General features: G+C 44.9%; 15 protein-coding genes and 1 other annotated feature. Of the genes, 8 read left to right on the top strand and 7 right to left on the bottom strand.

Annotated elements, in window-relative coordinates:
* The first annotated feature begins 307 nt into the window (after nt 1-307).
* Complete coding sequence (gene pulA, locus NSQ29_RS19175; RefSeq protein WP_341125846.1) at nt 308-2,647, top strand: type I pullulanase; 2,340 nt, start codon at nt 308-310, stop codon at nt 2,645-2,647.
* Between the two features lie 60 nt (nt 2,648-2,707).
* Here pulA and NSQ29_RS19170 read toward each other — a convergent pair whose 3' ends face one another.
* The 5 genes from NSQ29_RS19170 to NSQ29_RS19150 form a co-directional block, all read right to left on the bottom strand.
* A complete protein-coding gene (locus NSQ29_RS19170) occupies nt 2,708-4,318 on the bottom strand; it encodes a diguanylate cyclase domain-containing protein (RefSeq protein ID WP_341125845.1) in 1,611 nt (536 codons plus the stop codon).
* Between the two features lie 438 nt (nt 4,319-4,756).
* On the bottom strand, nt 4,757-5,929 hold the full coding sequence (locus NSQ29_RS19165) for an ABC transporter permease (protein WP_156113076.1): 1,173 nt from the start codon (nt 5,927-5,929) through the stop codon (nt 4,757-4,759).
* Nucleotides 5,926-6,624, bottom strand: coding sequence for an ABC transporter ATP-binding protein (locus NSQ29_RS19160; protein WP_042186162.1), 699 nt, complete (start codon nt 6,622-6,624; stop codon nt 5,926-5,928). The genes NSQ29_RS19165 and NSQ29_RS19160 overlap by 4 nt, the downstream gene beginning before the upstream one ends.
* Entirely contained in the window at nt 6,621-7,997 is a 1,377-nt protein-coding gene (locus NSQ29_RS19155; protein ID WP_341125844.1) for an efflux RND transporter periplasmic adaptor subunit, read from the bottom strand. The genes NSQ29_RS19160 and NSQ29_RS19155 overlap by 4 nt, the downstream gene beginning before the upstream one ends.
* Before the next feature lie 58 nt (nt 7,998-8,055).
* On the bottom strand, nt 8,056-10,617 hold the full coding sequence (locus NSQ29_RS19150; protein ID WP_341125843.1) for a hypothetical protein: 2,562 nt from the start codon (nt 10,615-10,617) through the stop codon (nt 8,056-8,058).
* A gap of 269 nt (nt 10,618-10,886) precedes the next feature.
* Nucleotides 10,887-11,173, top strand: a binding site (T-box leader).
* A gap of 60 nt (nt 11,174-11,233) precedes the next feature.
* Here NSQ29_RS19150 and pheS point away from each other — a divergent pair.
* From pheS to NSQ29_RS19135, 3 genes are all read left to right on the top strand, one after another.
* Nucleotides 11,234-12,268, top strand: coding sequence for a phenylalanine--tRNA ligase subunit alpha (pheS, locus tag NSQ29_RS19145; RefSeq protein ID WP_042186167.1), 1,035 nt, complete (start codon nt 11,234-11,236; stop codon nt 12,266-12,268).
* A gap of 343 nt (nt 12,269-12,611) precedes the next feature.
* Nucleotides 12,612-15,056 carry a phenylalanine--tRNA ligase subunit beta gene (gene pheT, locus NSQ29_RS19140; protein WP_339801923.1) on the top strand — a complete coding sequence of 815 codons (2,445 nt, stop codon included), beginning with the start codon at nt 12,612-12,614 and terminating at the stop codon, nt 15,054-15,056.
* A 205-nt stretch (nt 15,057-15,261) separates the two neighbouring features.
* Nucleotides 15,262-17,313: a hypothetical protein gene (locus NSQ29_RS19135; RefSeq protein WP_445739197.1), complete on the top strand. Its 2,052-nt coding sequence runs from the start codon at nt 15,262-15,264 to the stop codon at nt 17,311-17,313.
* Between the two features lie 176 nt (nt 17,314-17,489).
* On the opposite strand, the gene NSQ29_RS19130 is transcribed toward NSQ29_RS19135, so the two are convergent.
* On the bottom strand, nt 17,490-17,840 hold the full coding sequence (locus NSQ29_RS19130; protein WP_262495616.1) for a cupredoxin domain-containing protein: 351 nt from the start codon (nt 17,838-17,840) through the stop codon (nt 17,490-17,492).
* A 319-nt stretch (nt 17,841-18,159) separates the two neighbouring features.
* Between NSQ29_RS19130 and NSQ29_RS19125 the strand changes: the two genes are divergently transcribed.
* Complete coding sequence (locus NSQ29_RS19125) at nt 18,160-19,227, top strand: GGDEF domain-containing protein (RefSeq protein WP_341125841.1); 1,068 nt, start codon at nt 18,160-18,162, stop codon at nt 19,225-19,227.
* Nucleotides 19,228-19,296: 69 nt separating this feature from the next.
* On the opposite strand, the gene NSQ29_RS19120 is transcribed toward NSQ29_RS19125, so the two are convergent.
* On the bottom strand, nt 19,297-19,644 hold the full coding sequence (locus NSQ29_RS19120; RefSeq protein ID WP_042186173.1) for a phage holin family protein: 348 nt from the start codon (nt 19,642-19,644) through the stop codon (nt 19,297-19,299).
* Nucleotides 19,645-19,794: 150 nt separating this feature from the next.
* On the opposite strand from NSQ29_RS19120, the gene NSQ29_RS19115 reads away from it, so the two are divergent.
* The 3 genes from NSQ29_RS19115 to NSQ29_RS19105 all read left to right on the top strand — a co-directional run bounded on the left by NSQ29_RS19115 (nt 19,795) and on the right by NSQ29_RS19105 (nt 23,368).
* Entirely contained in the window at nt 19,795-22,161 is a 2,367-nt protein-coding gene (locus NSQ29_RS19115) for an endonuclease MutS2 (protein ID WP_341125840.1), read from the top strand.
* Between the two features lie 31 nt (nt 22,162-22,192).
* Complete coding sequence (locus NSQ29_RS19110; RefSeq protein ID WP_042125581.1) at nt 22,193-22,612, top strand: DUF350 domain-containing protein; 420 nt, start codon at nt 22,193-22,195, stop codon at nt 22,610-22,612.
* Nucleotides 22,613-22,825: 213 nt separating this feature from the next.
* The gene (locus NSQ29_RS19105; protein ID WP_076284226.1) at nt 22,826-23,368 is read left to right on the top strand and encodes a hypothetical protein; all 543 of its coding nucleotides are present in this window, start codon (nt 22,826-22,828) and stop codon (nt 23,366-23,368) included.
* The last annotated feature ends 38 nt before the right edge of the window (nt 23,369-23,406 follow it).

Below are 23,406 nucleotides of genomic sequence, written 5' to 3'. Positions count from 1 at the left end.
ATTTCTTACGTTGGCTTAAGTTCATACGTGAGCGTTATACTCAATTTAGAATAATTAAATTCACTTTTTATTTGCTTTATTACACAGATGTCTATGCCGATAGTAATAGTGATGAGTATAAAGTCGGTAAGGAACCCAAACCTGTAAATATGTCTTACATATAATAATAGTATGAATCCATAGAAAGTTTATACTCCTTTACAGACTTGCAGAGCTGTGCAAGTATTAATATGATCTAAATTGGAAATATTTGGACTTATAAGCATCCCTATAAGTTAGCCAGGGAGCCATAGGATGGTGTTAACTCATGAGTAAAAATGTTATAAATACAGAATTAATGTTAGAGGTCTATGAAGGTAAAGACCTGGGCTTGACGTACTCGGTGGAGTACAGTGTATTTAAAGTTTGGGCACCTACTGCTTTTGCTGTATCTCTAGTTATGTACGAAACAGATGGAAATCAACGTAACATTGGATTTGATCCGAGCTCTACAGATAGTGGGCGTATTATATATATGCAGCGTCAGAACGGCGGAGTCTGGCAGACTAAGTTATCAGGTGATTTAAAAGGGAAATATTATATGTACCGTGCTGTATTTGCTGATGGAAATGTGACGGAAGCAGTAGATCCTTATGCAACAGCCGTATCGGCAAATGGTTTAAGAACAGCAATCGTTGATTTGCGCAGGACCCATCCTGAGCATTGGGAGAAGGACGTTGCTCCTCCATTGCAGCATCCTGCAGACGCGGTTATTTACGAGCTGCATGTGCGTGACTTCTCCTCACATGAGAGCTCTGGCATGTACTATAAGGGCAAATTCAAAGCATTTACTGAATTTGGCTTAAGAGATTCGGAAGGGAATGCAATAGGTATTGATCATCTGGTTGAATTGGGTATCACTCATGTACATCTGATGCCCGTGTTTGATTTCCAGACCGTAGATGAGTTAAGTGTAATAAAGCGTGGTTCGTCCATTGAACATACCGACTACAATTGGGGATATGATCCTCAGCATTATAATGTACCGGAAGGATCATATAGCACTGATCCTACCGATCCAGGTCTACGAATCCGGGAATTTAAAGAAATGGTTCAGGCTTTGCATAGTCGTGGGATTTCAGTAATTATGGATGTGGTTTACAACCACACGTATGCTGTGCAGAAGGGTCCCTTCGAGCCGCTTGTACCAGATTACTTCTATCGCCGTGACTACTTGGGACGTTTATCTAATGGCTCGGGAGTTGGTAACGAGCTGGCTACAGAGCGTCCGATGGTACGCAAATATATTAAGGATTCGTTGTCCTACTGGGCTACGGAGTATCATATTGATGGCTTCAGATTTGATCTTATGGGTCTGATGGATAGTGTGACCATGCGTGAAATAACGGAAGAGCTTCGACTTGAGGTGAATCCTAATCTGCTGTTATATGGCGAACCTTGGACAGGTGGAGATTCTCCACTGGCAACAAAGACGCTAAAAGGTGTGCAGCGGGGGAAAGGATATGCTGTCTTCAATGATAACTTTCGTTCCGCGATCAAAGGTGATAGTGATGGATGGGGACGGGGCTTCATTACAGGGGAATACGGCAAAGAAGGGGCTATTGCAGCCGGAATCAAAGGAGCCATCCACGAATTTACAGACTCCCCAGTGGAATCGGTGAACTATGTAACGGCCCATGACAATTTGAATTTATGGGATAAGGTGCTTACCGTTCAAGGGGGATTTCAGGATGCCGTTTCACGGGCTAATCCTTACGTGAATGTAGATCTGGAGAATATTCTCAGCAATGAGACCGTGCGCCGATCCCTACTTGCAAATGGAATCATCCTGACCTCGCAAGGGATTCCATTCCTGCATGCCGGTGATGAGCTCCTGCGCAGTAAATTTGGAGATCATAATAGCTATCGTAGCGGTGATACGATTAACGCGATCCGCTGGAACATGAAGAGTATGTTTAAGCCTGTATTTCAATATTATAAAGGTTTGATCGAACTGCGGCGTACACATCCGGCATTTCGTCTACATGGTCGGCAGGAAATTGAGCGTTCGCTGGAATTTCTGCGCTGTGATGGGGGGATCGTGTCGTATCTGCTTAGAAATCATGCAGGAGGCGACCTCTGGAACAATATAACAGTCATCTTTAATGCCAATAATGATCGAGTAAAGCTATCTCTTCCTGAAGCTAATAACGGTTGGAACGTGGTAGTGGATCATACCCGAGCGGGGACAGAAGCATTCCGGAAGGTCGCAGGTAGCGAGGTGGAAATTGAAGGCTTGTCGATGATGGTGCTCTATGATGAATGTGGTGAGCCAGCACCGCGGTCCAAAATTATCGAAGTACACTATGAGCGGCCAGATGGGAAATATCAAGGCTGGAATCTTTGGGTTTGGGATACAGGAATTCAGGACGGACAATGCGACTTTCGGTATATGGAGGATGGGCGTGCAGTTGCACGAATTGAGGTCTTGCCAGATACCGATTCTATCGGGTATATATTACGACTTAATGACTGGGAAGAGAAAGATGGGGATGGCGATCGCTTCATTGATTGTTCCAAGGATGACGAGCTGATCAAGGTCATGGTTATAGATCGTGATCAGGAGAATGATGAGATCTCAGATGATCATTTGCAGTTAACCAGTTAAAAAATAAAAAAGAGCTGCTTCAGGGTTAGTTGTACCCTGGAACAGCTCTTTTTGTTGATCTTATGGTTTTCCGATGATCTGGTTGGATAAACCTACATCTAAAAGCTCGTAGTAGAGATTAGCTTCATTCCCTCCATGGTCTTTGGAAAGGTACATAGCTAGATCAGCGGCACGCAGAAGTTCATTAATACTGCCTCCATGCTCAGGAAATAGGGCTACACCAATACTTGCGGAGGTGTGGAAGCTAGATCCATTGTCAATAGACCAAGATTTGTTGAATAACTTAAGCAACCGTTGTAGCATTTCATCTAACATTTCTGGAGAGGTAAATCGGTGCAGTACCACCGCGAATTCATCACCGCCAATCCGGAACGCCTGGCCTACACCTTTAACCGTTTGCAAAAGCTCTCGAGAGAGCAGTTGGAGAAATTCGTCTCCGGCCAGATGTCCTAAGGTATCGTTTAGCTGCTTGAATCTGTCACAATCCAGCAATGCGAGTGCAATATTCTTTCTCCGTTCCTCGGGTTGGTTGATGAGATTCTCCATGTACATTTTGAAATGAGCACGGTTGGGAATCGCGGTTAAATGATCATAGAAGGCTAGCTTATGTAATCGTTCTTCGTATTGCTTCCGTTGTGTAATTTCACGGGACACTAACATAAATTGTGCTGGGAAATTATTGCTTCCCCGAACAGGCGATACCTTCGTTTCCAGCCATACCCATTGCCCTTCAGCTCCACGCATTCGTAGCTCTGAGATACGAGGGGTTCCTTGAACGACACTCTTTAGTTTAGCCCAAGCAATTTCCGGTTCACGAATGTAGTTGGAGAGTGGGTCACCCTTTTTAGGAACATAGCCGAGAATACTTGAATGTGAAGGGGAGCTATACAGTATCAACCCGTTAGGATCAGTCAAAATAATAAAGTCAGACATGGTTTCGCCGATTAGCTGATAGAGTGTTTGTTCCTCCAGCATTTCATTTTTGAGCCAAATGATTTTGCGACCCAGATAAATAATAACTAGAAGCAGTATAAAGAAGACCAATGAGTATAGCGCAAAGAGTGCACTCTTTTTATCTTGGAACCCATCTGTTACTTGTAAAGCGTAGGTGTCTATCAGGTCTTCTGATTGATCTAGATGAGTTCTGACTTCATTTAACTGCATGTTCAGACTTACAGCATGATATGAAGCAGGGTCCCATCCGATTTGCATCCGTTCAGCTATCAATTTACTTCCTGTACTCTTCCATAGGACTAGGGATGTTTCGAAGGCATGGAGCTCGTTCTCTAATTCAGTAAGTATATTTGCCTGTTTCAAATCACTGTAGGGTTTGTTGATAGATTTGATGTCTGAACTTGCTAGGCCTACCCGTTCTTGTGCTTGTTGATTATTGTCCTTAAATTCCTGAATGAACTGATCACGTTCAGCGTCAGTGAGGTTCGAGCTCATGGAGGAGTGGAGAGCGATTGCGGCTTGATGCAGATCACGATCAGCGCTCAGTATGAGCTCAGAGTTCTCAAATACATCTTCATATAAAGAATCTGACATTCTGTTAATGGTGTGATTTAGATAGAGTAAAGCAGCTACACTAATTCCAACCAGTAGAATGGAGATCGCAGCGAAAATAAAGATTAGTTTGCGTGTTACTTTGATATCGAAAAATCCAGCCACGGTCATCTTCTCCCCGCATAAGATGTTTAACAAATCTTATTGCTGCTAACTATAACCTGCGGAACTTCCATTTGTGGCAGGCGTGTTTTATTTTCAGGCAAAGATGTTGAGAGTAATTATGTAAAAAAAAGAGGTGTTGTAACATAGTGGGAATTGAGGCATGGGAAAGATAAATTGTGTGTGGATCGCAGTTTGTAGTACAACAAGTATATAGGACGTCCTACTTATAGAGCAATCGCTTCCTCAAATAAAAATCAATAATAAAAAATTTAAATGATTATGGTATGGGCCTATTGCCTTATCTATATTCAAATCCATAAATCCTATTACCCAACGCCTTCGTAAATGATACCCAGCTTAGCCCCAAAAATATGCGTTCTGTTATGTTAAAAAAGCTGCCTAGTCATAATAATGACTGTGGCAGCTGACTTGAAGTTACTATTCGTTACGTAGTGCATGAATGGGGCGAAGCCGTGCGGCTTTGTTCGCAGGCATCATTCCGAAAATCACGCCGATAAGCAAGGAGAAAACAAAAGATATCAGTACCATATCCCAAGCAATGGATACTGTAAGTGAAGTGTACTTTCCTAGTAACCAACTACCTGCGACTCCAATGCCAACACCGATCACCCCACCCAATCCGCTAAGCACAATGGATTCGATCATGAATTGAGCGAGAATATCGAACTTTTTGGCGCCGATTGCTTTGCGGATACCAATTTCTCTTGTTCTTTCATTAACGGATACGATCATAATATTCATAATGCCGATCCCCCCGACAAACAGAGAAATTCCGGCAATTCCCGCAAGTGCCATTGAAAGCGTAGCTGTCGTAGAATTTACAGTTTCCAGCATCTCTTGAGAGTCAAAGACACTAAAAGCATTATCCGCATAATTAAATTTAGCATCCAGTGTACTCTCTAGTTTATCTTTTACGGTAGCTACAGTGTCTGCTGAAGTCGTCGCAATTGTGATGGAACGTACGCCTTTGCTTTTTAACTGACGTTCTGCAGTAGCTATAGGAATCAATAAGATATCATCGTTGGAGCCACTTAGACTAGAGCCTTTTGCTTCCAAAAGACCGACGATTTTATAGCTGATCCCGTTTAGCTGTACCTTTTGGCCGACAGGATCATCTGTACCGAATAAATCCTCAGCCGTACCTGTGCCGATTAGCGCTACCTTCTGCCGGTACTCCGTATCAATATCAAGCAGGAAACGTCCTGACTGTACATGAAAATCCTTAACGTCCTCATAAGAAGGTGTAATGCCCTCAACTGTAACGCTAACATTCTCAGTATTATGCTTGGCTGTAACGTTGCCACTGATCACAGGAGCTACATTTTCTATCCCCTCTATATCTCCTAGTGCCAAGGCTTCTTCATAGGTGAGGGAGGTGGTAGCCCCACGGCCAGTGATGTTTACCGTCAGTTGATTTGTTCCGAGTCCATTAAGCTGCTCCGTAATCTGAGAAGTAGTTCCCTGCCCCACAGAAACGAGGATGATAACGGATGATACACCAATAATAATACCCAGCATCGTTAAAAAAGCTCTTACTTTACTGCTGTAAATACTTTTTAGAGCCATCCGCATACTTTGAAATAATTTCACCTCGCATTCCTCCGATCTTCTACGAGGTTGCCATCCTGAATACGAATGATCCGCTTTGCTTGCTTTGCAATTTCGAGGTCATGTGTGATTAGGATGATTGTATGACCCTGCTCATTTAATTCTCGTATCATCTGCATGACCTCTTGTCCAGTTCGCGTATCAAGCGCCCCGGTAGGTTCATCTGCAAGTAGAATCGGGGGAGATCCAGCCATGGCTCGCGCAATCGCTACACGCTGCTGCTGTCCTCCTGAAAGCTCAGAAGGTCGGTGATGCATTCTCTCCTCCAAACCAACTTTAAGGAGTGCTTGCTGCGCTGTTTCTCTGCGTTCTCGATGTGAGAGGCCGCGGTATATTAGCGGAAGCTCCACATTCTCGACAGCAGACAACTTGGGGAGGAGATTGAAGTTTTGAAAGATAAAGCCGATCTTCTCATTCCGGATAACTGCCAGCTTGTTGTCGGATAACTTACGAACCTCTTGTCCGTCTAGGAGATAGCTTCCTTCATCCGATACATCCAGGCATCCGAGCATGTTCATTAGTGTTGATTTACCAGAACCGGAAGGACCTATAATCGCTACGAACTCTCCGAAGTCGATTGTAAAGGAAAGATTTTTTAGAACTGTCATAGTTTCTCCGGCCATAGTATAGCCATGGGTCATATTCTGGACTTGGATCAGTGGTGTTAAAGCACTCATCTACTGCCACCTCCGCCACCACCAGGTGCTCCGCCCGTGCCACCAGTACCACCTCCACTGAAGCCACCACCGCCACTAAAGCCGCTACCGCCGAAACCGGCGCCACCCATACCGCCCATGCCACCTTGCATTTGCATCTCAGTACTAGTTGTACCTGTTTTGGTAGAGATGACAGTAGGGATGATCACTTTGTCTCCTTCATTAAGCCCACTGACAATTTCAATACTGCTCTCATCATGGATGCCCACTTCGACGGAAACTGTTCGCTGATTACTATTTCCACGGTTTCTTGTGCCAGCTGCTCCGTTAGGCATAGTACCGCCGCGAGCATCAGGCGCTCCACTAGGCATAGCGCCATCGCGAGCATCAGGAGCCCCGCTAGGCATCGGTGCTTGGCCCTCGCTAGAGGCTTTTGAGGAATCGGTTGAACCCGCTGAACCCGCTGTTAAAGGGAGAGAAACTGTGTACTTGCCATTTCTTTCTTGAACAGCTTCAATAGGTACGGTTAATACATCTTTTTTCTCAGCTGTTGTAACTGAAACTTCTGCCGACATCCCTACAAGGGCGCCTTCGGAGGTGGTTAAGCCAACGGTAACATCGAAGAGGGAGACTCCGTTCGAGACGGTGCCTTCCTTGGCAATCTTAGTAACACTCCCCTTGAATTCAGTGTCGGGCAGGGCATCCAATGAAATGGTAGCAGGCATCCCTATTTTCACTGTAGGAATATCAAGCTCATCCACCTGCACTATGACGCTTAAATTAGCATAATCGGTGATATCGATAAGCTCAGAGCCATCCATCGCTTTTTCACCGCTGGCTATGTTCACTGTTGTAACAGTTCCGTCAATAGGAGCGGTTAGGGGATCAGGAGGGATCATATCCTCTTGTACAGATGCAATTTTTTCGATTTGAGAAGCGATATCCGTTTTCGCTTTTTCAATCGAACGTTTGGCACTGGCCAATTCATCCTCGGAGGCACCTGCCACGGCAAGCTTCTTATACTGCTCCTGCTTGTCCTGAAGATCTGTTTCAAGCGAGGTAAGAGAGGTTTGTTCCTGCTTGAGATTGTCGCTCAAATCATTGCCTTCGAAGGTAATTAATGTCTGACCTTTTTTCACATTTTCGCCTTCTTTGACAAGCACCTCAGCTACGGTTCCAGCGTCCTTCGTTTTCACTTTTCCTGTTTCAGTGGCCGTGACGGAGCCTGCTCCAGATACATTTACTACGATATCGCCCTTCGTAACCGTGGCTGTATTAACGGGCACTTCAGCAGCCTGACTGCTCTTATCAGGTAAAAATGTATACACCAACAATCCGGCTGTTACTACAGCTACTACTCCGATGGTCCAGAGCAACACTTTTTTCTTCTTCATTTCTTTCCTCCATAGATCATCAAATTTCTTTTAACTTAGGCCACCCCTCGCACGTTTACTAAGTGTCGGATGGATTGTAAGCACTAGAATCGGTGTTTGAAGTGGAATTGTTGTTTGAAGTCGTTGACGCTGTCTGATAAGTGACAACATAGGTCCCAGTTCCCAGCAAATTTCGATGACCTTGGAATTCGTCGTATACATTCAATCGGATCGCGCCGCCACCTAGAGTTTTGTAAAGATTGCTTGTGAATGTTGTGGTGTATGACTTGAAGTTCCCTAATGGTAGGTCTGTGCCCAGTGTTAATGTCTTCTCCATCGTTTGTCCGAAGGGGTCGATCAGCTCTAGTACAAGCTTGTGCTCATAGGTACCCGATTCGTAAAGCGTGCTGCTCGACAGGTTGTAGGTTAGGACAGTGCTTAGTGTATCTTTTCCACCAGTGACGGTGGCGACTGCATTTGTAACGGATAGGTTATAAGGGAACGATTCTACATCCAAAAGATTACTTTTTGACTCCACCGCAACATTATTTAGACCCAGTGACACCGTATTGATATAACCCGTTGATTTCCCGCCAGGAGCCGTAAGTTTTCCTTCGGATACCCCTTCACCGATATAAAGAACAAGCTGAGAAGGATCTACTCCAAGTGGAAGCTTAGTCCAGACGGTAACCAGATTTTTTCCGTTAGGGCTCGTGGAAGTGGTAGACTGGTTGACCTCGGCTTCGTAATATTGATTGTCAGGCGTTTTGTAATAAGCTACGAGTTGAGCCTGCTCCGATTTACGTGTTTCCTCACTGTTCATTTCCAGTTCTGTGTACATGATATTGGAGCTCGCACCCTGATAAACCGTTGTCCGGCGCTCTAACACTTCTGCTTTTTTACTTTCAAGGTCAATTTGGAAGGAACTTAGTGCTGCAACTTCCTGAACACGGCTGTCCAACTGATTTGTACTTAAAGAAAGAAAATTATTTTTGCTTTCGCCGGAGGTTTCTTGCAGCGTTATTTTTAATTGATTGAATTGGTAGGTGTAAGGAACATTGGCCACGACATAAACGTCTGCGGATTCATTTGGCCCGAGTATGGTTTGCGTGCTTTCTGTGACAACTTGGGAAGTGCTGCTAATATCACTCTCACCAGCTTTAATGACACTTGTAAATGCAGGAAGCTGCACAGAGGTCGATTTCGTGTTGCGAATATTGATTTTAGCTACAAGCTGATCTTTGTCTGCCCAAGGTAGCCGCTGGATGTTCTCAAGCTTGACAGCAAATGTGCCGTGACTGTTCTCCACCGCGTATTCTGTATCCTGCCAATTGTTAGTTTGGAGTGTGTAAGGAATCTGATAATAGGCCGTAGGAAAAATGATCTTACCCTCTACAGCGGGTTCAGTCATTTGCAGCTGTAGCGTTCCTTGAGCTATCGTTAGCGGAACTTCTGCACTGAGCTCAATTATTTTTTCTTCAAGGGGTTTGAGTGTAAGGTTTGCGAAAGCCTTCGTGTCCACCGGAAATCTGTATCCTTCAGCGGCTTTAACGGTAAACTCATAAGCAGGCAAAGTAATCGCCTTGTTGCCGCTATTTTTTACTTGGAATTGCAGCGTCCACTTCGCGGTGCCGTTGTCGGCATAGACATTGGCGCTTTTTAACTGCGTCTCGACAGTATTATTGTTGATCGTAAGCTTCTTGATGACATTGCTGGCTACGACAAGATCTGGTGTGGTAGCAGCGGGAAGGTTATAGGTGACGATGGGCAAAGCTATTTTTAATGAGGTATCTTCTCCAGCAAACTGCAGAGTCATATTGTCTGTCTTCATATAAGAGGGAATTTCCGTCATGTAGTAGATCGTCTTTTTTTCCTGTGGCTGTACTTTGTAGTTACTGCTCGCATCATCTAGCGTTAATTCAAATACAGATCCTCCTGCAGATGCGAGGTATCCCTTAAGTCCAGGATCACTTAGCACTTTGGTTCCTTGATTGGTTAAGCTCACACCTACTTTGGCGTATACCTTACCGTTATATTTGTAAATTTGCAGACTTTCCGTTTTGGTTGTTACGGGCTGATTATTCAAGGTTATCTTTTTACTTTGGCCTCTAGCGACCGCTTGTGAAAAAGCCACAGGCAAGGTGAAGGTCCCCAGCTTTTTTTGATAATCAGTACTGCTGAAATCCCAACCGAATACTGAAATCTTCACTCCATTTAAAGATGTGGATTTACCGACGTTTGCGTAATAGGTTACGGATTGACTGCTTTTGGAGGGGATAGATTTGATGGTTGCACTGCTGGTTACTGGGCTTCCTTGGATAACGGTTCCTCCGGCAGTAGTTACTTTAGAGAAATAGTCCACAAGATTGATGCTGCTTCCGCTCCCGTTGTTATAGCTGAGGGTGTATGTAAGAATATTGCCGCCATCCTGAGTCAAAAAGCCAACATCGGTCAGCTTCACACTAAAGTTACTCTTTAAAGCTATCGAGCCGAGTTTATCCAGAGTGGATACAGTAGTGGCAGTTGATGTTTTGGTGGATGAAGTAGTCGTTGATGCCGCGTATGCTCCATACGCTGAAGCTTGACTCAGAACTGCTGCGCTAAGTATGATCACAGCTACTTTTATTCTTCGTGCATGCATGTAATTCCCTCCCGGTATGAAAGTCCTTGTATTATGAAGGTGATTTATGATTGAGTACAACCAAGCCTTCTTAATAATGGAAATTATCAAGCTCCGCTGAACGTTAGCTGAAAAAAAGTCCCCAAAATGGCTCTGAACCTTAAAGCCAGCTTAAAGCCAGATAAAAATTGCCCTAATTATGCTTGAACTTGTCAAAACGACAGATTTTGCATATAATAAACAGACATATCTCTTGCATAAAAGAGATACCTGACAATTAGATTGAATTGTGAAATGCAGTGATGGAGAAGAGTACACAGTGCCTGACTTACAGGGAGGAGACGCCGGTGATTGAGAGCGTTTCTAGGATACAGAGCTGTCGAAGTTCACTCCGGAGCAGTTCCTTGAATTCCTTAAGATTGCCTTGTAAGGAAGCGTAGGGGAAACCGGTCACAGACCGTTATTTCTGTATAAAGTGAGATAGGTATCTGTCCAGCCAAAAGAGGGAATGAAGCTCTTAAGGGGAACAGATCAGCTTGTCTAACAAGGGTGGTACCACGGTCTTTTCGTCCCTTACCGGGAGGAAAGGCCTTTTTTTGTTGAACTAGACAATGATTGAAGGGGGCTGTACACGGCCATGAAAGAGAAGTTGGAAGCATTGAAGGTTGAGGCGCTGGCTAAGTTGCAGGAGGTTATGGATCCACAGGTTTTGAATGACCTAAGAGTGAAATATCTCGGTAAAAAAGGCGAGCTTACAGAAGTTCTACGTGGTATGGGAGGACTTAGTGCTGAGGAGCGTCCGGTTATCGGGCAAGTAGCGAATCAGGTGCGTAGTGCCATTGAGGAGATTATTGGAGCGAAGCAAGAGGCTTTTCAACAGCAAGAGACTCAGCAACGTCTGCAGGCTGAAAAAGTAGACGTAACCCTGCCAGGTCGCCGCATGCAGCAAGGGGGCGTTCACCCGCTTAGCAGAGTGGTTCAGGAAATTGAGGATATTTTCATTGGTATGGGCTACCGTGTGGCTGAAGGTCCGGAAGTGGAGACCGATTATTATAACTTTGAAGCCCTAAATCTGCCTAAAAATCACCCGGCACGCGATATGCAGGATTCCTTTTATTTAACGGATGACCTGCTTATGCGTACTCAAACGTCTCCGGTACAGATTCGTACTATGCAGGCTATGAACGGTGAAGTTCCAGTTAAAATCATTTGCCCGGGTAAAGTATTCCGCCGCGATGATGACGATGCAACGCATTCCTTCCAGTTCCATCAAATTGAAGGTTTGGTTATTGGAAGCAACATTCGGATGAGTGATCTGAAAGGCACCTTGCAGCAATTCGTACAAGAAATGTTCGGCCCGAATACAGACATTCGTCTTCGTCCGAGCTTCTTCCCATTCACCGAGCCAAGCGTTGAAGTGGATGTAAGCTGCTTCAAATGTGGCGGCGATGGCTGCAGACTGTGCAAGCAAAGCGGATGGTTAGAAATCCTTGGCGCCGGCATGGTGCATCCAAATGTTCTGAAAATGGGTGGCTATGATCCTGCTAAGTATAGCGGCTTCGCATTTGGTATGGGTGTTGAGCGGATTGCTATGCTTAAATACGGCATCGATGACATCCGTCATTTCTATAACAATGATATGAGTTTTGTAAAGCAGTTCAAGGGCGTTTAGATTTTTGGTGGGCGAGCTGGCTGACGGGTTAGGAGTAATTAGCAATTGGATTACTGATCTTGCTTAATAAAAGACTATTAATAGAAGGAATGGAGAGAAATTTTGGAACTGTAGAAGCGCCAGCGTTCGCCTTTATCCTCGGATTTCTACCGCGAGAAGCGGTTCTAATCAGGAAATCTGAGGATAACAGCGATCGGAAGTCCAATATTTTTCGTAGTGACTGCTCTAAATAGGACGGGTATGAAGCTTTGATCGAGTAATCCTAAATTGTACTACCCCCACAGGAAGCAGATCGAACGGCAAGTAGATAAATACATCTGAAACATAAAGGAAGTGAGCGGACATGAAAGTATCAACCGGATGGTTGGCTGATTATACATCGATTGAAGGAGTAACCGCCGAAAAGCTAGCGGAGAAGATTACCGCTGCCGGCATTGAAATTGACGGAGTAGAGCGCCGCAATAAAGGGATTTCCGGCATCGTAACCGGCTATGTGAAATCAAAAGAAAAGCATCCTGATGCGGATAAACTGAACGTATGTATCGTGGATGCAGGTCAAGGTGAAGATCTGCAAATCGTCTGTGGCGCAAAGAATGTAGCTGCGGGACAAACCGTTCCTGTAGCTCTTGTTGGCGCTAAGCTGCCAGGGCTGGATATCAAAAAAGCGAAGCTGCGCGGGGTATTATCACAAGGGATGATCTGCTCGGCTAAAGAATTGGGACTCAATGATAAATTGCTTCCTAAAGAGCAGCAAGAAGGAATTCTTGTACTTCCTGAAGGTACAGAGATCGGTCAAGATATTTCAAAGTTGCTGGGTCTAGATGATGAAATTCTGGAATTTGATCTGACTCCGAACCGTTCAGACTGCCTAAGCATGATTGGTGCTGCTTATGAAGTGAGCGCGATTCTTGGACGCGACATCAAATTACCAGATCCTGCGAGTGAAATGATTGAGATCAGCGGAGCAGCTGCTCAATCTATTTCCGTTAAGATTGAGAATGAAGAACATTGCAGTCATTACGCAGTTCGTTATATCTCAGGTGTTAAATCTGCAGCATCCCCGCTGTGGATTCAGAATCGTCTGATGGCGGCAGGGATTCGTCCAATTAACAACATCGTAGACATCACTAACTATGTGATGCTCGAATACGGACAGCCGCTTCATGCTTTTGATGCAGATAAAATAGAAGGCGGAGAACTCGGCGTTCGTCTTGCTCATGAAGGTGAAGTCCTGACTACACTTGATGGCCAAGAACGGAAGCTTGAGCCACATATGCTCGTTATCGCTGATGGAGCTAAAGCAGTAGCTCTGGCTGGAGTAATGGGAGGTCAGGATACGGAAGTTACTGCTGAGACGGTAAATCTCGTTCTGGAATCCGCTAAGTTTGACGGAGGAACCGTTCGTAAAACCTCGCGTCAACTGGGACTTCGCTCGGAAGCATCGCTTCGTTTCGAGAAAGAAGTGGATCCAAATGCAGTGATCCCTGCATTGAATCGCGCTGCAGTACTTATTGCGCGTTATGCTGGCGGATCTGTGCATGAAGGAATTGTGCAAGCAGGAACAGTCGCAGGAGAAGAGAAGGTACTTACTTTGTCCTTGGAGAAGCTGAACCGTTATCTCGGAACAGATCTGTCCTTACTAGAAGTGAAGACATTGTTTGGTCGTCTACATTTCAAATGCGGGGATACCGCACAAGGATTGATCGAAGTTCAGGTGCCAACTAGACGTGGCGATATCAGCTATGATGTTGACCTTATCGAAGAAATTGCTCGTCTGTACGGGTATGACAATATTCCAACGACTCTGATTGAAGGTGTTACAACGCCAGGCGCATTGACGCATAAGCAATCACTCCGCCGTGAACTGCGTCGCCTGTTGTCGCATGGCGGTTATCAGGAAGTGATGGGTTACTCCTTCATCCAGCCGAAACAAAGCAAAATGTTCCCTGAGTTATCAGAAGGCTCACAAGCGGTTAAATTGGCTATGCCAATGAGTGAAGAACGCAGTGTACTGCGTACTAGCCTTCTGCCACAACTATTGGATATTGCTAGCTATAATACCAACCGTCGTCAAAGCGATCTAGCGTTGTTTGAAATCGGCAATGTCTTCTTCACAGATGAGGAACAGTTGACTCGTCAGCCGCGTGAACTGCCGGTGCTGGGGTTGTTGCTTAGCGGTAGCCTAACCGTGAAGCAATGGAACGTTTCTGCACAGCCTGTAGATTTCTTTGATTTGAAGGGTGCGCTGGAATCAGTATTTGCTTATTTGGGTCTTACAGACAGAATTATCTACGAGGGAGATAGTCCAGAAGGGTATCATCCTGGACGTTCCGCGTCGGTATATTTAGTCGGAGATGAGGGTCGTGTGAAGATTGGAACTATGGGCCAGCTTCATCCGGAACTGCAAAGAGAGCTTGATCTAGTGGATACTTATGTAGCTGAGATTCTATTGCAGCCGCTGTATGATAACACGCAAAGCCGTCTGCAATATAATGAGCTTCCACGTTTCCCAGGTATGGAACGGGATATTGCAGTAGTTGTAGATTCAACTGTACCAGCAGGCGATCTGCTAGCTTCCATCCGTGCAAACGGAGGAACTTTGCTGCAATCCGTGCAGGTATTCGACGTGTACACTGGTGGCAAGTTAGAGAGTGGAAAGAAGAGTATTGCGATCTCACTGCTGTATCGTCACGGTGAACATACATTGACAGATGAAGAGGTTGGAGAGGTGCATGATAAGCTATTATCAGTCCTTCAACAAACTTTTGGTGCAGAATTAAGAAAATAGCAGGAATTGTGTAAAGCCGCAGCGAATCCATTTAGAAACTGAGATTCGCTGCGGCTTTTTCTGGGTAGAGTGAAATGCGGAGGATATCAGCGAGAGTCTATTGATTACAAGGGATTTTGCCAAATGCTTAAGAAAAAAGCTACAATAGAAACAGTAAGACTAACTTAGAATCCGCACACATACAAAGGAGGGCACAACTGTGGCTATGGACCGGACACGTGTCGCCGTGGAGATATACGGAACTTCCTATAAACTCGTCGGAAGCAGCACTGAATATATGAAACAAGTGGCCCGTTATGTTGACGAACATATGCGCACGATTTCTAAATCACACAACAGACTGGATACGCCGCGCATAGCGGTGCTTGCAGCAGTACATATGGCGGAGCAGGCTATTCAGGTTCAGGATTTTAAAAATGAACTCAACATGATGACAGGTGAACGCAGTGAACTGCGATTGGAAGTATCTCGCCTGCTGGAGGTTCAGCGGGAGCGACAAGAAGAATATGAACGCCTTGAAGCGGCGGCTAAAGAAGAAGCTACACGACTGATTGCTGCGGTTGAAGAAGAGCGCAAGCGTCATCTGGAAATTCAGGAGAATGAGCGTAAAGTACATGCTAACCAGCTGCAAGAGGCAACCCAAGTGGCTGAAGCCGCACGAGAGAAGCTGGAAGAGGAGCTGCTTGCGCGTGAGCTGGAGTTGCAGGAAATGCGGGCAAGTTATGAGGCTGAACAGTCTGCTATGCGTGAGAATCATCGAGAGGAACTAGCGAATGCAGAAGCCATCCGTCTACAGCAGTTGGAAGAGCAGAAGGCAGCGCATTTGCAAGAGCTGGAGAACATCCGTGAGACGCTGACTAAGGAGAATTCAGACTCCTTGTCTGCTCTGGAGCTTGAGTTAACCGAGACCAGATCAACCTTAGAGAAACAGCTTGAGGAAACCAAATCAACATTAGGTAAGGAACTCGAGAAGACGAAGTTGACACTGGGTAAGGAGCTTGAGAGCACGACAACGAAGCTAAGCAAGGAATTGGCTGATGAACGGGAAGCTTTACAACGGGAGCTTGCTAAGAATAAGGAACTTCGTCAGTCACAAGGTACTCAGGAACATAGACATAAGCAAAACATTCAAGAGCTCGAGAAACAGCTGGCTGAGCTTCGTGGTGGAACAGGACAACTTCAGTCTAGACTCCGTTCGGCTGAAGCCAGTCTTAAGAGTGAACGAGATGCTCGTCAGACGCTGCTCGGACAATATGAAGCGGTGGTTAAACGTGAAGAACAGCTCAGTGAGGAGCTGCGTACTGCTACTGAGCTAGGCACGCTGTTGAATGAAGAGCTGGAAGAATTGCGCCAGCGTTATCAGCAATCTCAGAATGAAGCATCAGAGCTGCGGAAGTCACTACAGGAAACGAATGACAATCTGCACCGTGTTCAGGAAGAACTCGCTGGATCTATGGCGGAGGCAGCAAATTGGCAGGAGCTCTCGGATAAACGGATGGAAGATATTAGTGAGCTTGAAATGAACCTACTGGAGACCGAAGAGAAATCTTTGGCGCTTCAAAAGGAGATTGAGATCCTTCGTGGTCAAGCGGATGGTTTAGTACAACAGTTAGATCGGGAAGCTCAGCTTCGTACAGATGCAGAACACGAAACTGCAGCACTCCGTGAACAAGGTGGACAGGTTCAGAAGGAACTATCTGCACTTCGTGAACGCTATGAGGAACTGATCTCTCAATATGATGAAGTGCTGCAAGATGGAGAACGTCTACAGGAAAGATATCAACTGCTGCAAGAAGAAGGCGAAGAGACAGCTCGACGCTTAGAGGAATTGTCTGAAGCTAGCCTTGAGGCCGCTGCTACGGTTGCAGAGCAGCAGGATGTTCTGAGGGAAGCAGAGGCGTACGGCGCTTCATGGAAGCAAAAGTACGAGGAATTATTCGAGCGACAGCAGCAGTGGAGTGATTTGGAAGCGAAGTTGCGTGAAGAGATAGATATTTGGCAGCAGGAGGCCGGTGAGGCTGAGGCTAAGCAGAAATCTATTGAACGTGAACGCAGTGAGGTGCTTCAGCAGCTTGGTGAAGTCGGCGAGAACTATGAATTGGCCCAAGGACAACTTCGTCTGCTACAGGTCCAGTTTGAGATGCATCAGAATGAGCTACAGAAGATGACGGATGAGCATCGTAATCTTCAAGAGGAATATGCCAAGCTTCAGAATGAATATAATGAATGGATTCAACTGATCGAACAGGACAGTTGAATGTCGGATGCAAGAAAGAGGACTGTACCTGATGTGTAGAGAGATCTATTTCAGGTCAGCCCTCTTTGTTTAATATATTCGAAAGAATAAGTTTCACACCATGTCTTATATTTCTCACTTAAATAAAAAGCCGATCGTCAGGGCAATTCCCTACGATCGGCTTTTTAATGATTCATCTATTCCACAATGATTTTTGCGTTCATGCCGCTATGTCCGGATCCACACATAATCGAACAGGTCATTTCGAATGTGCCGGCTTCCTCTGGAACAATTACTTTCGAGGACTTTTTGCTATTAAGCTGGAGTTCGAATTCAGGGATAAGGATACCGTGATTGCCGCTATCATTTTTAAAAATAATTTTGACGGGTACACCTTTTTTAAGATGATATTCTTCCTGATCAAAGCTGTAATTGGTAGCTGTAATTATAAGTTCTGTTTCTGCCTCGATCTCCGGCTCCGATGTGTTAGCATTGCCAGCAGCACTATCATTGCTGTTTCCACAGGCTGTAAGTGCTATAACGAACACAATTGAAAGTAGAATTGCAAATTTTTTAATGATCCAAACCTCCTCCTAAGAAGTCCAAGCATAGTGAAAATGTGACAATTATGTAGACATCATAACTTAAAATTTAAGTAAGCGCTTTGATTAAATGTGAAAAATCCGTGAACAAGGAAGACTGTTCAAACTTTGTCGTAAATTGCAAATAAATGATGAAAATATAACTAAAATTTATTATAATGAAAGCTATTACATTAACGTACAAAAGTAGGGGATACATATTTCAAGCACTAACGATACGCTAAATACGGAGGTTTGGCACCGTAGAATCTTAAAAGGTTATTGGATGGTAGTTATTCTTTTATTAATCTCACAGTTGCTGTTTTTGTCGAATATTGACCGACTTCAAATAAAAACAACTATGGACACGAATCTATGGCACTTATTTATAGGCTGTAATTTACTAATTGTGGTCCTTATGATTACTGCGGAGCTGTGGCTTCGTTATAGTAAACAATCCCCTAAATATGGGGTGGTTAGTTGTGGATTTTTAGTGTCCTACCTTATGTATTTTGTATTAGAGCCTTTTGTCGATGGTGCTCAGATGACGCTCATGATGCCGATTATGGTCGCTCTTATTTATTTTGATCGTAAGCTCCTGTATCTAATGGGACTATTTAGTATTGTGTTTTATGCGGGAGTATATTTCGGGTTGGAACGGCCATTCCTACATAAACCGTTGCTTGAATTCTTAATAGTAGAGTGTGTGTTTATAATATTTGTAGGGATGGCTCTTGCTGTAATTATTCGTGCGCGGGAAGCGCGTGTAAATCTGGAGAGATTAACGAAGGAAGGCCAAGATCTAATGGTGGAGAGGGCTATTTCGGATAAGCTGCTGAAGATAGATGCACTCACTGGACTATATAATCATAAAACCTTTCATGAATATTTGGATTCATTATTGGAGCAATGTGAAAGCAACAATCTTCAACTACAGCTGGCGCTCTTCGATATAGATAATTTCAAGCAAGTTAATGATACCTACGGACATAGGGTTGGGGACCTTGTTCTTAAGGTAATTGCGGACAAGGTGGGCGGTATGATTGAGTTAAATGATTTTGCGGCTAGGTATGGCGGTGAAGAATTCGCTGTGATTTTTACAGACAAAAGTTTTTCAGAGTCTTATGAGGCTGTAGAGAAACTACGGATCAATATTGCTCAAATCGAGCATTTACAGGCTGGAAATAAGCCGATTACTGTCAGCATTGGAATTTGTGATTATCAGCTTGGGGATGGGAAAGAGCTTCTTTTTCGTAAAACGGACAAAGCGCTCTATACCGCTAAAAAGCAAGGTAAGAACAGAGTGGTCAATTGTGCTGAGAGTCATGAAGCGGAGATTGTGTCATATGGATAAAAACAACACAGAACCCTTATTACCGGAAAAAAACCGGAAATAGGGGTTCTGTGTTGTAAATAGCTTTCGTTACTTTGCTGCCTCAAACGGCGTGGATACCGGCAAAAACAAATCAACAATACCGATGACCAACGCCGCCAGGATAGCTCCTAGAATGGAAACGCTGACTCCACTCACTACGAATTGAGCGACCCAGATGACTAATGCACTAACGATGAAACCGACGATACCGCGCCCGAAGGGCGTTGCTTTTTTGCCGAAGATTCCTTCGACAACCCAGCCGAGTAACGCAATCACCAGTGCAAGGATTAGAGCGCTCCAGAAGCCACCAACCGAGAACTGTGGAACAATCCAACTAACGACCATCAGAACAAGCGCTGCTACAATAAAACGACCCACATGACTCAAGAAATTCACTGTACTAACCTCCTTTGGCCCAAGCTAAGGATATGTGCAGTTCTTATTGTGACCTTAATACTTGTTTTTATGCTTTAACCGATACCAAATAGCGAAATTGGCTTGAATTCTGTATAATGGAAACATCTATGAAGGGAGCTGTGACTGTAATTGGACGACAAAATTTTGCATACGCTTGAATATCGCAAGATTTTAAATAAATTAATGCAATATACGCAAACCTCAATGGGGCGAATGACTGCGGAGCAACTAAGACCATCCGGTGATTTTGAAGGTGTGAAGAAGCTACTTCAAGCCACGGACGAAGCGGCTAATGTAGATCGTCTGAAGGGGATTCCTTCATTCGGCGGGATAAGCGATATTCGAGCAGCACTAAAACGTGCCTCTATAGGTGGAATGTTGGGAACAACTGAACTGTTGGCAGTGGGAACTACCATTGGCGGCGCACGAAGAGTCAAACGATTCCTGGCAGCTATGCATGAGGAGGAGAAGATTGAATTCCTATTTTCACTCAGCGATGTTTTATCGGAGCAAAAACATGTAGAAGATGCCATCCGTTTATGTATAGACGAGAACGCAGATGTACTTGACACAGCTAGCTCTGAATTAGCTACGATTCGCCGTGAATTGCGCGGAGGAGAGACCCGAATTCGTGAGAAGCTGGATTCCATGATTCGTTCTTCTTCCGTTGCTAAAATGCTGCAGGATCAGCTGGTAACCATTCGTGGAGATCGGTTTGTTATTCCTGTAAAAGCGGAGTATCGTGCGCATTTCGGTGGCATTGTACATGATCAGTCCGGATCAGGAGCCACTTTATTTATCGAGCCTGAGTCCATTGTGGCGATGAATAATAAGCTGCGTGAAACACGGCTGCGTGAAGAACGGGAGATTGAGATCATATTGCATAGGTTGACAGCGCTTGTAGCTGATATAGCCGAAGAAATGACTTATGATATCGATATTCTTGGTGAGCTTGACTTTATCTTCTCCAAGGCGCGTCTTGCCCGAGATATGAAGGCTACACAGCCTCGTATGAACGATCGCGGGTATTTGAAGCTGCGCAAAGGACGCCATCCGCTTATTCCCGCGGAGCATGTGGTTCCTCTGGATGTTGAGCTCGGCAACCAATATAGCTCCATTATTGTAACCGGACCGAATACGGGTGGTAAAACCGTTACACTCAAGACCATTGGACTGTTGAGTCTCATGTCGATGTCTGGGTTATTCATCCCTGCAGAAGAAGGCAGTCAAATGTGTGTGTTTGATGCCATTTATGCAGATATTGGGGATGAACAGAGCATTGAGCAGAGTCTGAGTACATTCTCCAGTCATATGACGAATATTATTTCCATTCTGCGGAGAATGACTCCCAAGAGTCTTATTCTGCTTGATGAAGTGGGTGCAGGAACGGATCCGGCAGAAGGGTCCGCGCTGGCGATTGCCATTCTGGAACATATTCACCGGACTGAATGCCGTATGGTCGCTACCACGCATTATAGCGAATTGAAAGCTTACGCTTATGAGCGTAAAGGGGTCATCAATGCCAGCATGGAATTCGATGTCCAAAGTCTCAGTCCTACCTATCGTTTGCTGATTGGTGTTCCTGGACGAAGCAACGCCTTTGCAATTGCAGAGCGGTTAGGTCTGCCAGGTGCGATTCTGGAGCATGCACGCGGCGAAGTGAAGGAAGAGGATCTACGTGTAGAGCATATGATTGCCTCTCTCGAAGAGAATCGACTTGGAGCGGAACAGGAACATGAGCGAGCAGAGAGTATCCGCCGCGAAGTAGAGGAATTACGCAGCAGACAGCAGCAAGAGCTGGAGAAGCTGGAAAGTCAGCGAGATAAACGACTGGAGAAAGCGGAGAAAGATGCCAGCGCAATCTTGGAGAAAGCGCGTAAAGAAGCTGAGGAAATTATCAGTGATTTACGCCGCTTAGCTATGGAAGAAGGCGCTTCAGTCAAAGAGCATAAGCTGATTGAAGCACGGAGACGTCTAGATGAAGCCGAACCTTCACCGCGTAAGAAAGCCGCTACTCGTAAGCCTGCTAAGACTCCGCGGACGATTGGTCCTGGTGACGAAGTGAAAGTAGATAGCTTAAACCAAAAAGGTTTTGTAGTGGAATTAAGCGGATCTAAAGAGGCTTTAGTGCAGTTTGGGATCATGAAGATGAAGGTAAGCCTGGATGATTTAGAACTGCTCTCTTCGAAAGCAGCCTCTGTGCCAACGCCCCTTCGGCAGGCGACAACCGTTAAACGCTCCCGTGATGAGAACATTCGTAGAGAACTGGATTTGCGAGGTACGAATTTGGAAGAAGCGATTATGGAGACGGATCGTTTTATTGATGAAGCCTTCTTAGGAAATCTGGGCCAAATTTCTATTATTCATGGTAAAGGCACAGGTGTGCTCCGCACAGGAATTCAAGAATATTTGCGTAAGCACAGACATGTTAAGAGCTATAGGCTTGGAAATTATAATGAAGGCGGCGCAGGCGTAACCGTGGCTGAGCTGCAATAGCGGGATTGCCCGGCAGAAAGAAGGGAAAAGTGTGCAAGGAGATATTGATCTTTTGCTGGGTCATCCGCTAGGTGCCTTGCTTGGTTACTTTGCAGTAGCAATTCTTGGGCTTGTTGTATTTCTGTCTATTTTTGAAATGGTAACGAAATATAATTGCTGGGAAGAAATTCGCAAGGGGAACTTGGCAGTAGCCATGGCTACTGGTGGCAAAATCTTCGGAATTTGCAACGTACTGCGTTTCAGCATTGAATCAGGTGTCTCCATTTATGAGACGATGAAGTGGTCGGTCGTCGGTTTTTTGCTGCTGCTGCTTGCCTATTTTTTATTTGAATTCCTAACCCCAGTGTTCTCTATTGATGAGGAGATCGCTGCAGATAACCGTGCTGTTGGGCTAATAGCGATGCTGATCTCGGTTTCGTTGTCTTATGTGATCGGTGCAGCTATATTTTAAAAAATAGAAAGTTTTGCACCTCCCTACAAAGGATTCCAGATGAAGCTGGACAAGCTTTGAAATGAGCAGCTCCACTTTGTGGAGTATTAGGAGGATATCATGAAGATTCTTACCCGAGTTCTGTTTGTGTCAGCTATTGCTTTTATAGCAGCCGGTATTATTTATTTAATGATGAACTAAATTTAAACGTGAAGTATGAAGGAGATTATTAAGATGGAAACAACTGTGTGCCCTTGGTGTCATACCGAAATCGTATGGGACGAGGAATTCGGACCCGAGGAAAATTGTCCTCACTGCAACAATGAACTTAACGGATATCGTACAGTTACTGTAGGGATAGACGGCATTGAAGAAGAGGAAGAAGAAGTTGTAGAAGAACCTAAACAAGAGGTTATTAATGATGATGATCTTTGGGGAGACGTCGACAAAGACAGTGTAGTTCCTATTTACAACACGCTCAACCAATTCGGTGACGATTATGATTTGAATAAGTATGAAGAGCGTGTATCGGGCATCTTAGCGATTCAGGAAGAAGCTCCGGAATGTACACAATGCCATGAGTTAACTATCCTTGCTGGTAAACAGCTTGTTAGCAACTTCGAGCCGTCTGCACCGGCTACACTAGGTGGACCTGTACTAACATCTCCATTCTCCCTTAATGTGTATGTGTGCCCGTCTTGTTTCCATGTACAGCACAGTCTAGCGCAGGAAGACCGTATTCAGCTCGTACGTAATCTGAGTACCGATAAAGCATAAGCATCCTCATAAAAAGCTTAGTCCTCTTAATGAACATA

The sequence above is a fragment of the Paenibacillus sp. FSL F4-0236 genome, assembly GCF_038000135.1.
Taxonomy (GTDB): Bacteria; Bacillota; Bacilli; order Paenibacillales; family Paenibacillaceae; genus Paenibacillus_AQ.
Note: the sequence above shows the minus strand (reverse complement) of the source record. Positions and strands in the feature narration are given on the sequence as shown.

Coding starts and splice junctions, on each gene's coding strand:
- pulA (WP_341125846.1), top strand. CDS start 308: ATGAGTAAAAATGTTATAAATACAGAATTAATGTTAGAGGTCTATGAA.
- NSQ29_RS19160 (WP_042186162.1), bottom strand. CDS start 6,624: ATGAGTGCTTTAACACCACTGATCCAAGTCCAGAATATGACCCATGGC.
- NSQ29_RS19155 (WP_341125844.1), bottom strand. CDS start 7,997: ATGAAGAAGAAAAAAGTGTTGCTCTGGACCATCGGAGTAGTAGCTGTA.
- NSQ29_RS19150 (WP_341125843.1), bottom strand. CDS start 10,617: ATGCATGCACGAAGAATAAAAGTAGCTGTGATCATACTTAGCGCAGCA.
- pheS (WP_042186167.1), top strand. CDS start 11,234: ATGAAAGAGAAGTTGGAAGCATTGAAGGTTGAGGCGCTGGCTAAGTTG.
- pheT (WP_339801923.1), top strand. CDS start 12,612: ATGAAAGTATCAACCGGATGGTTGGCTGATTATACATCGATTGAAGGA.
- NSQ29_RS19135 (WP_445739197.1), top strand. CDS start 15,262: ATGGACCGGACACGTGTCGCCGTGGAGATATACGGAACTTCCTATAAA.
- NSQ29_RS19125 (WP_341125841.1), top strand. CDS start 18,160: ATGGTAGTTATTCTTTTATTAATCTCACAGTTGCTGTTTTTGTCGAAT.
- NSQ29_RS19105 (WP_076284226.1), top strand. CDS start 22,826: ATGGAAACAACTGTGTGCCCTTGGTGTCATACCGAAATCGTATGGGAC.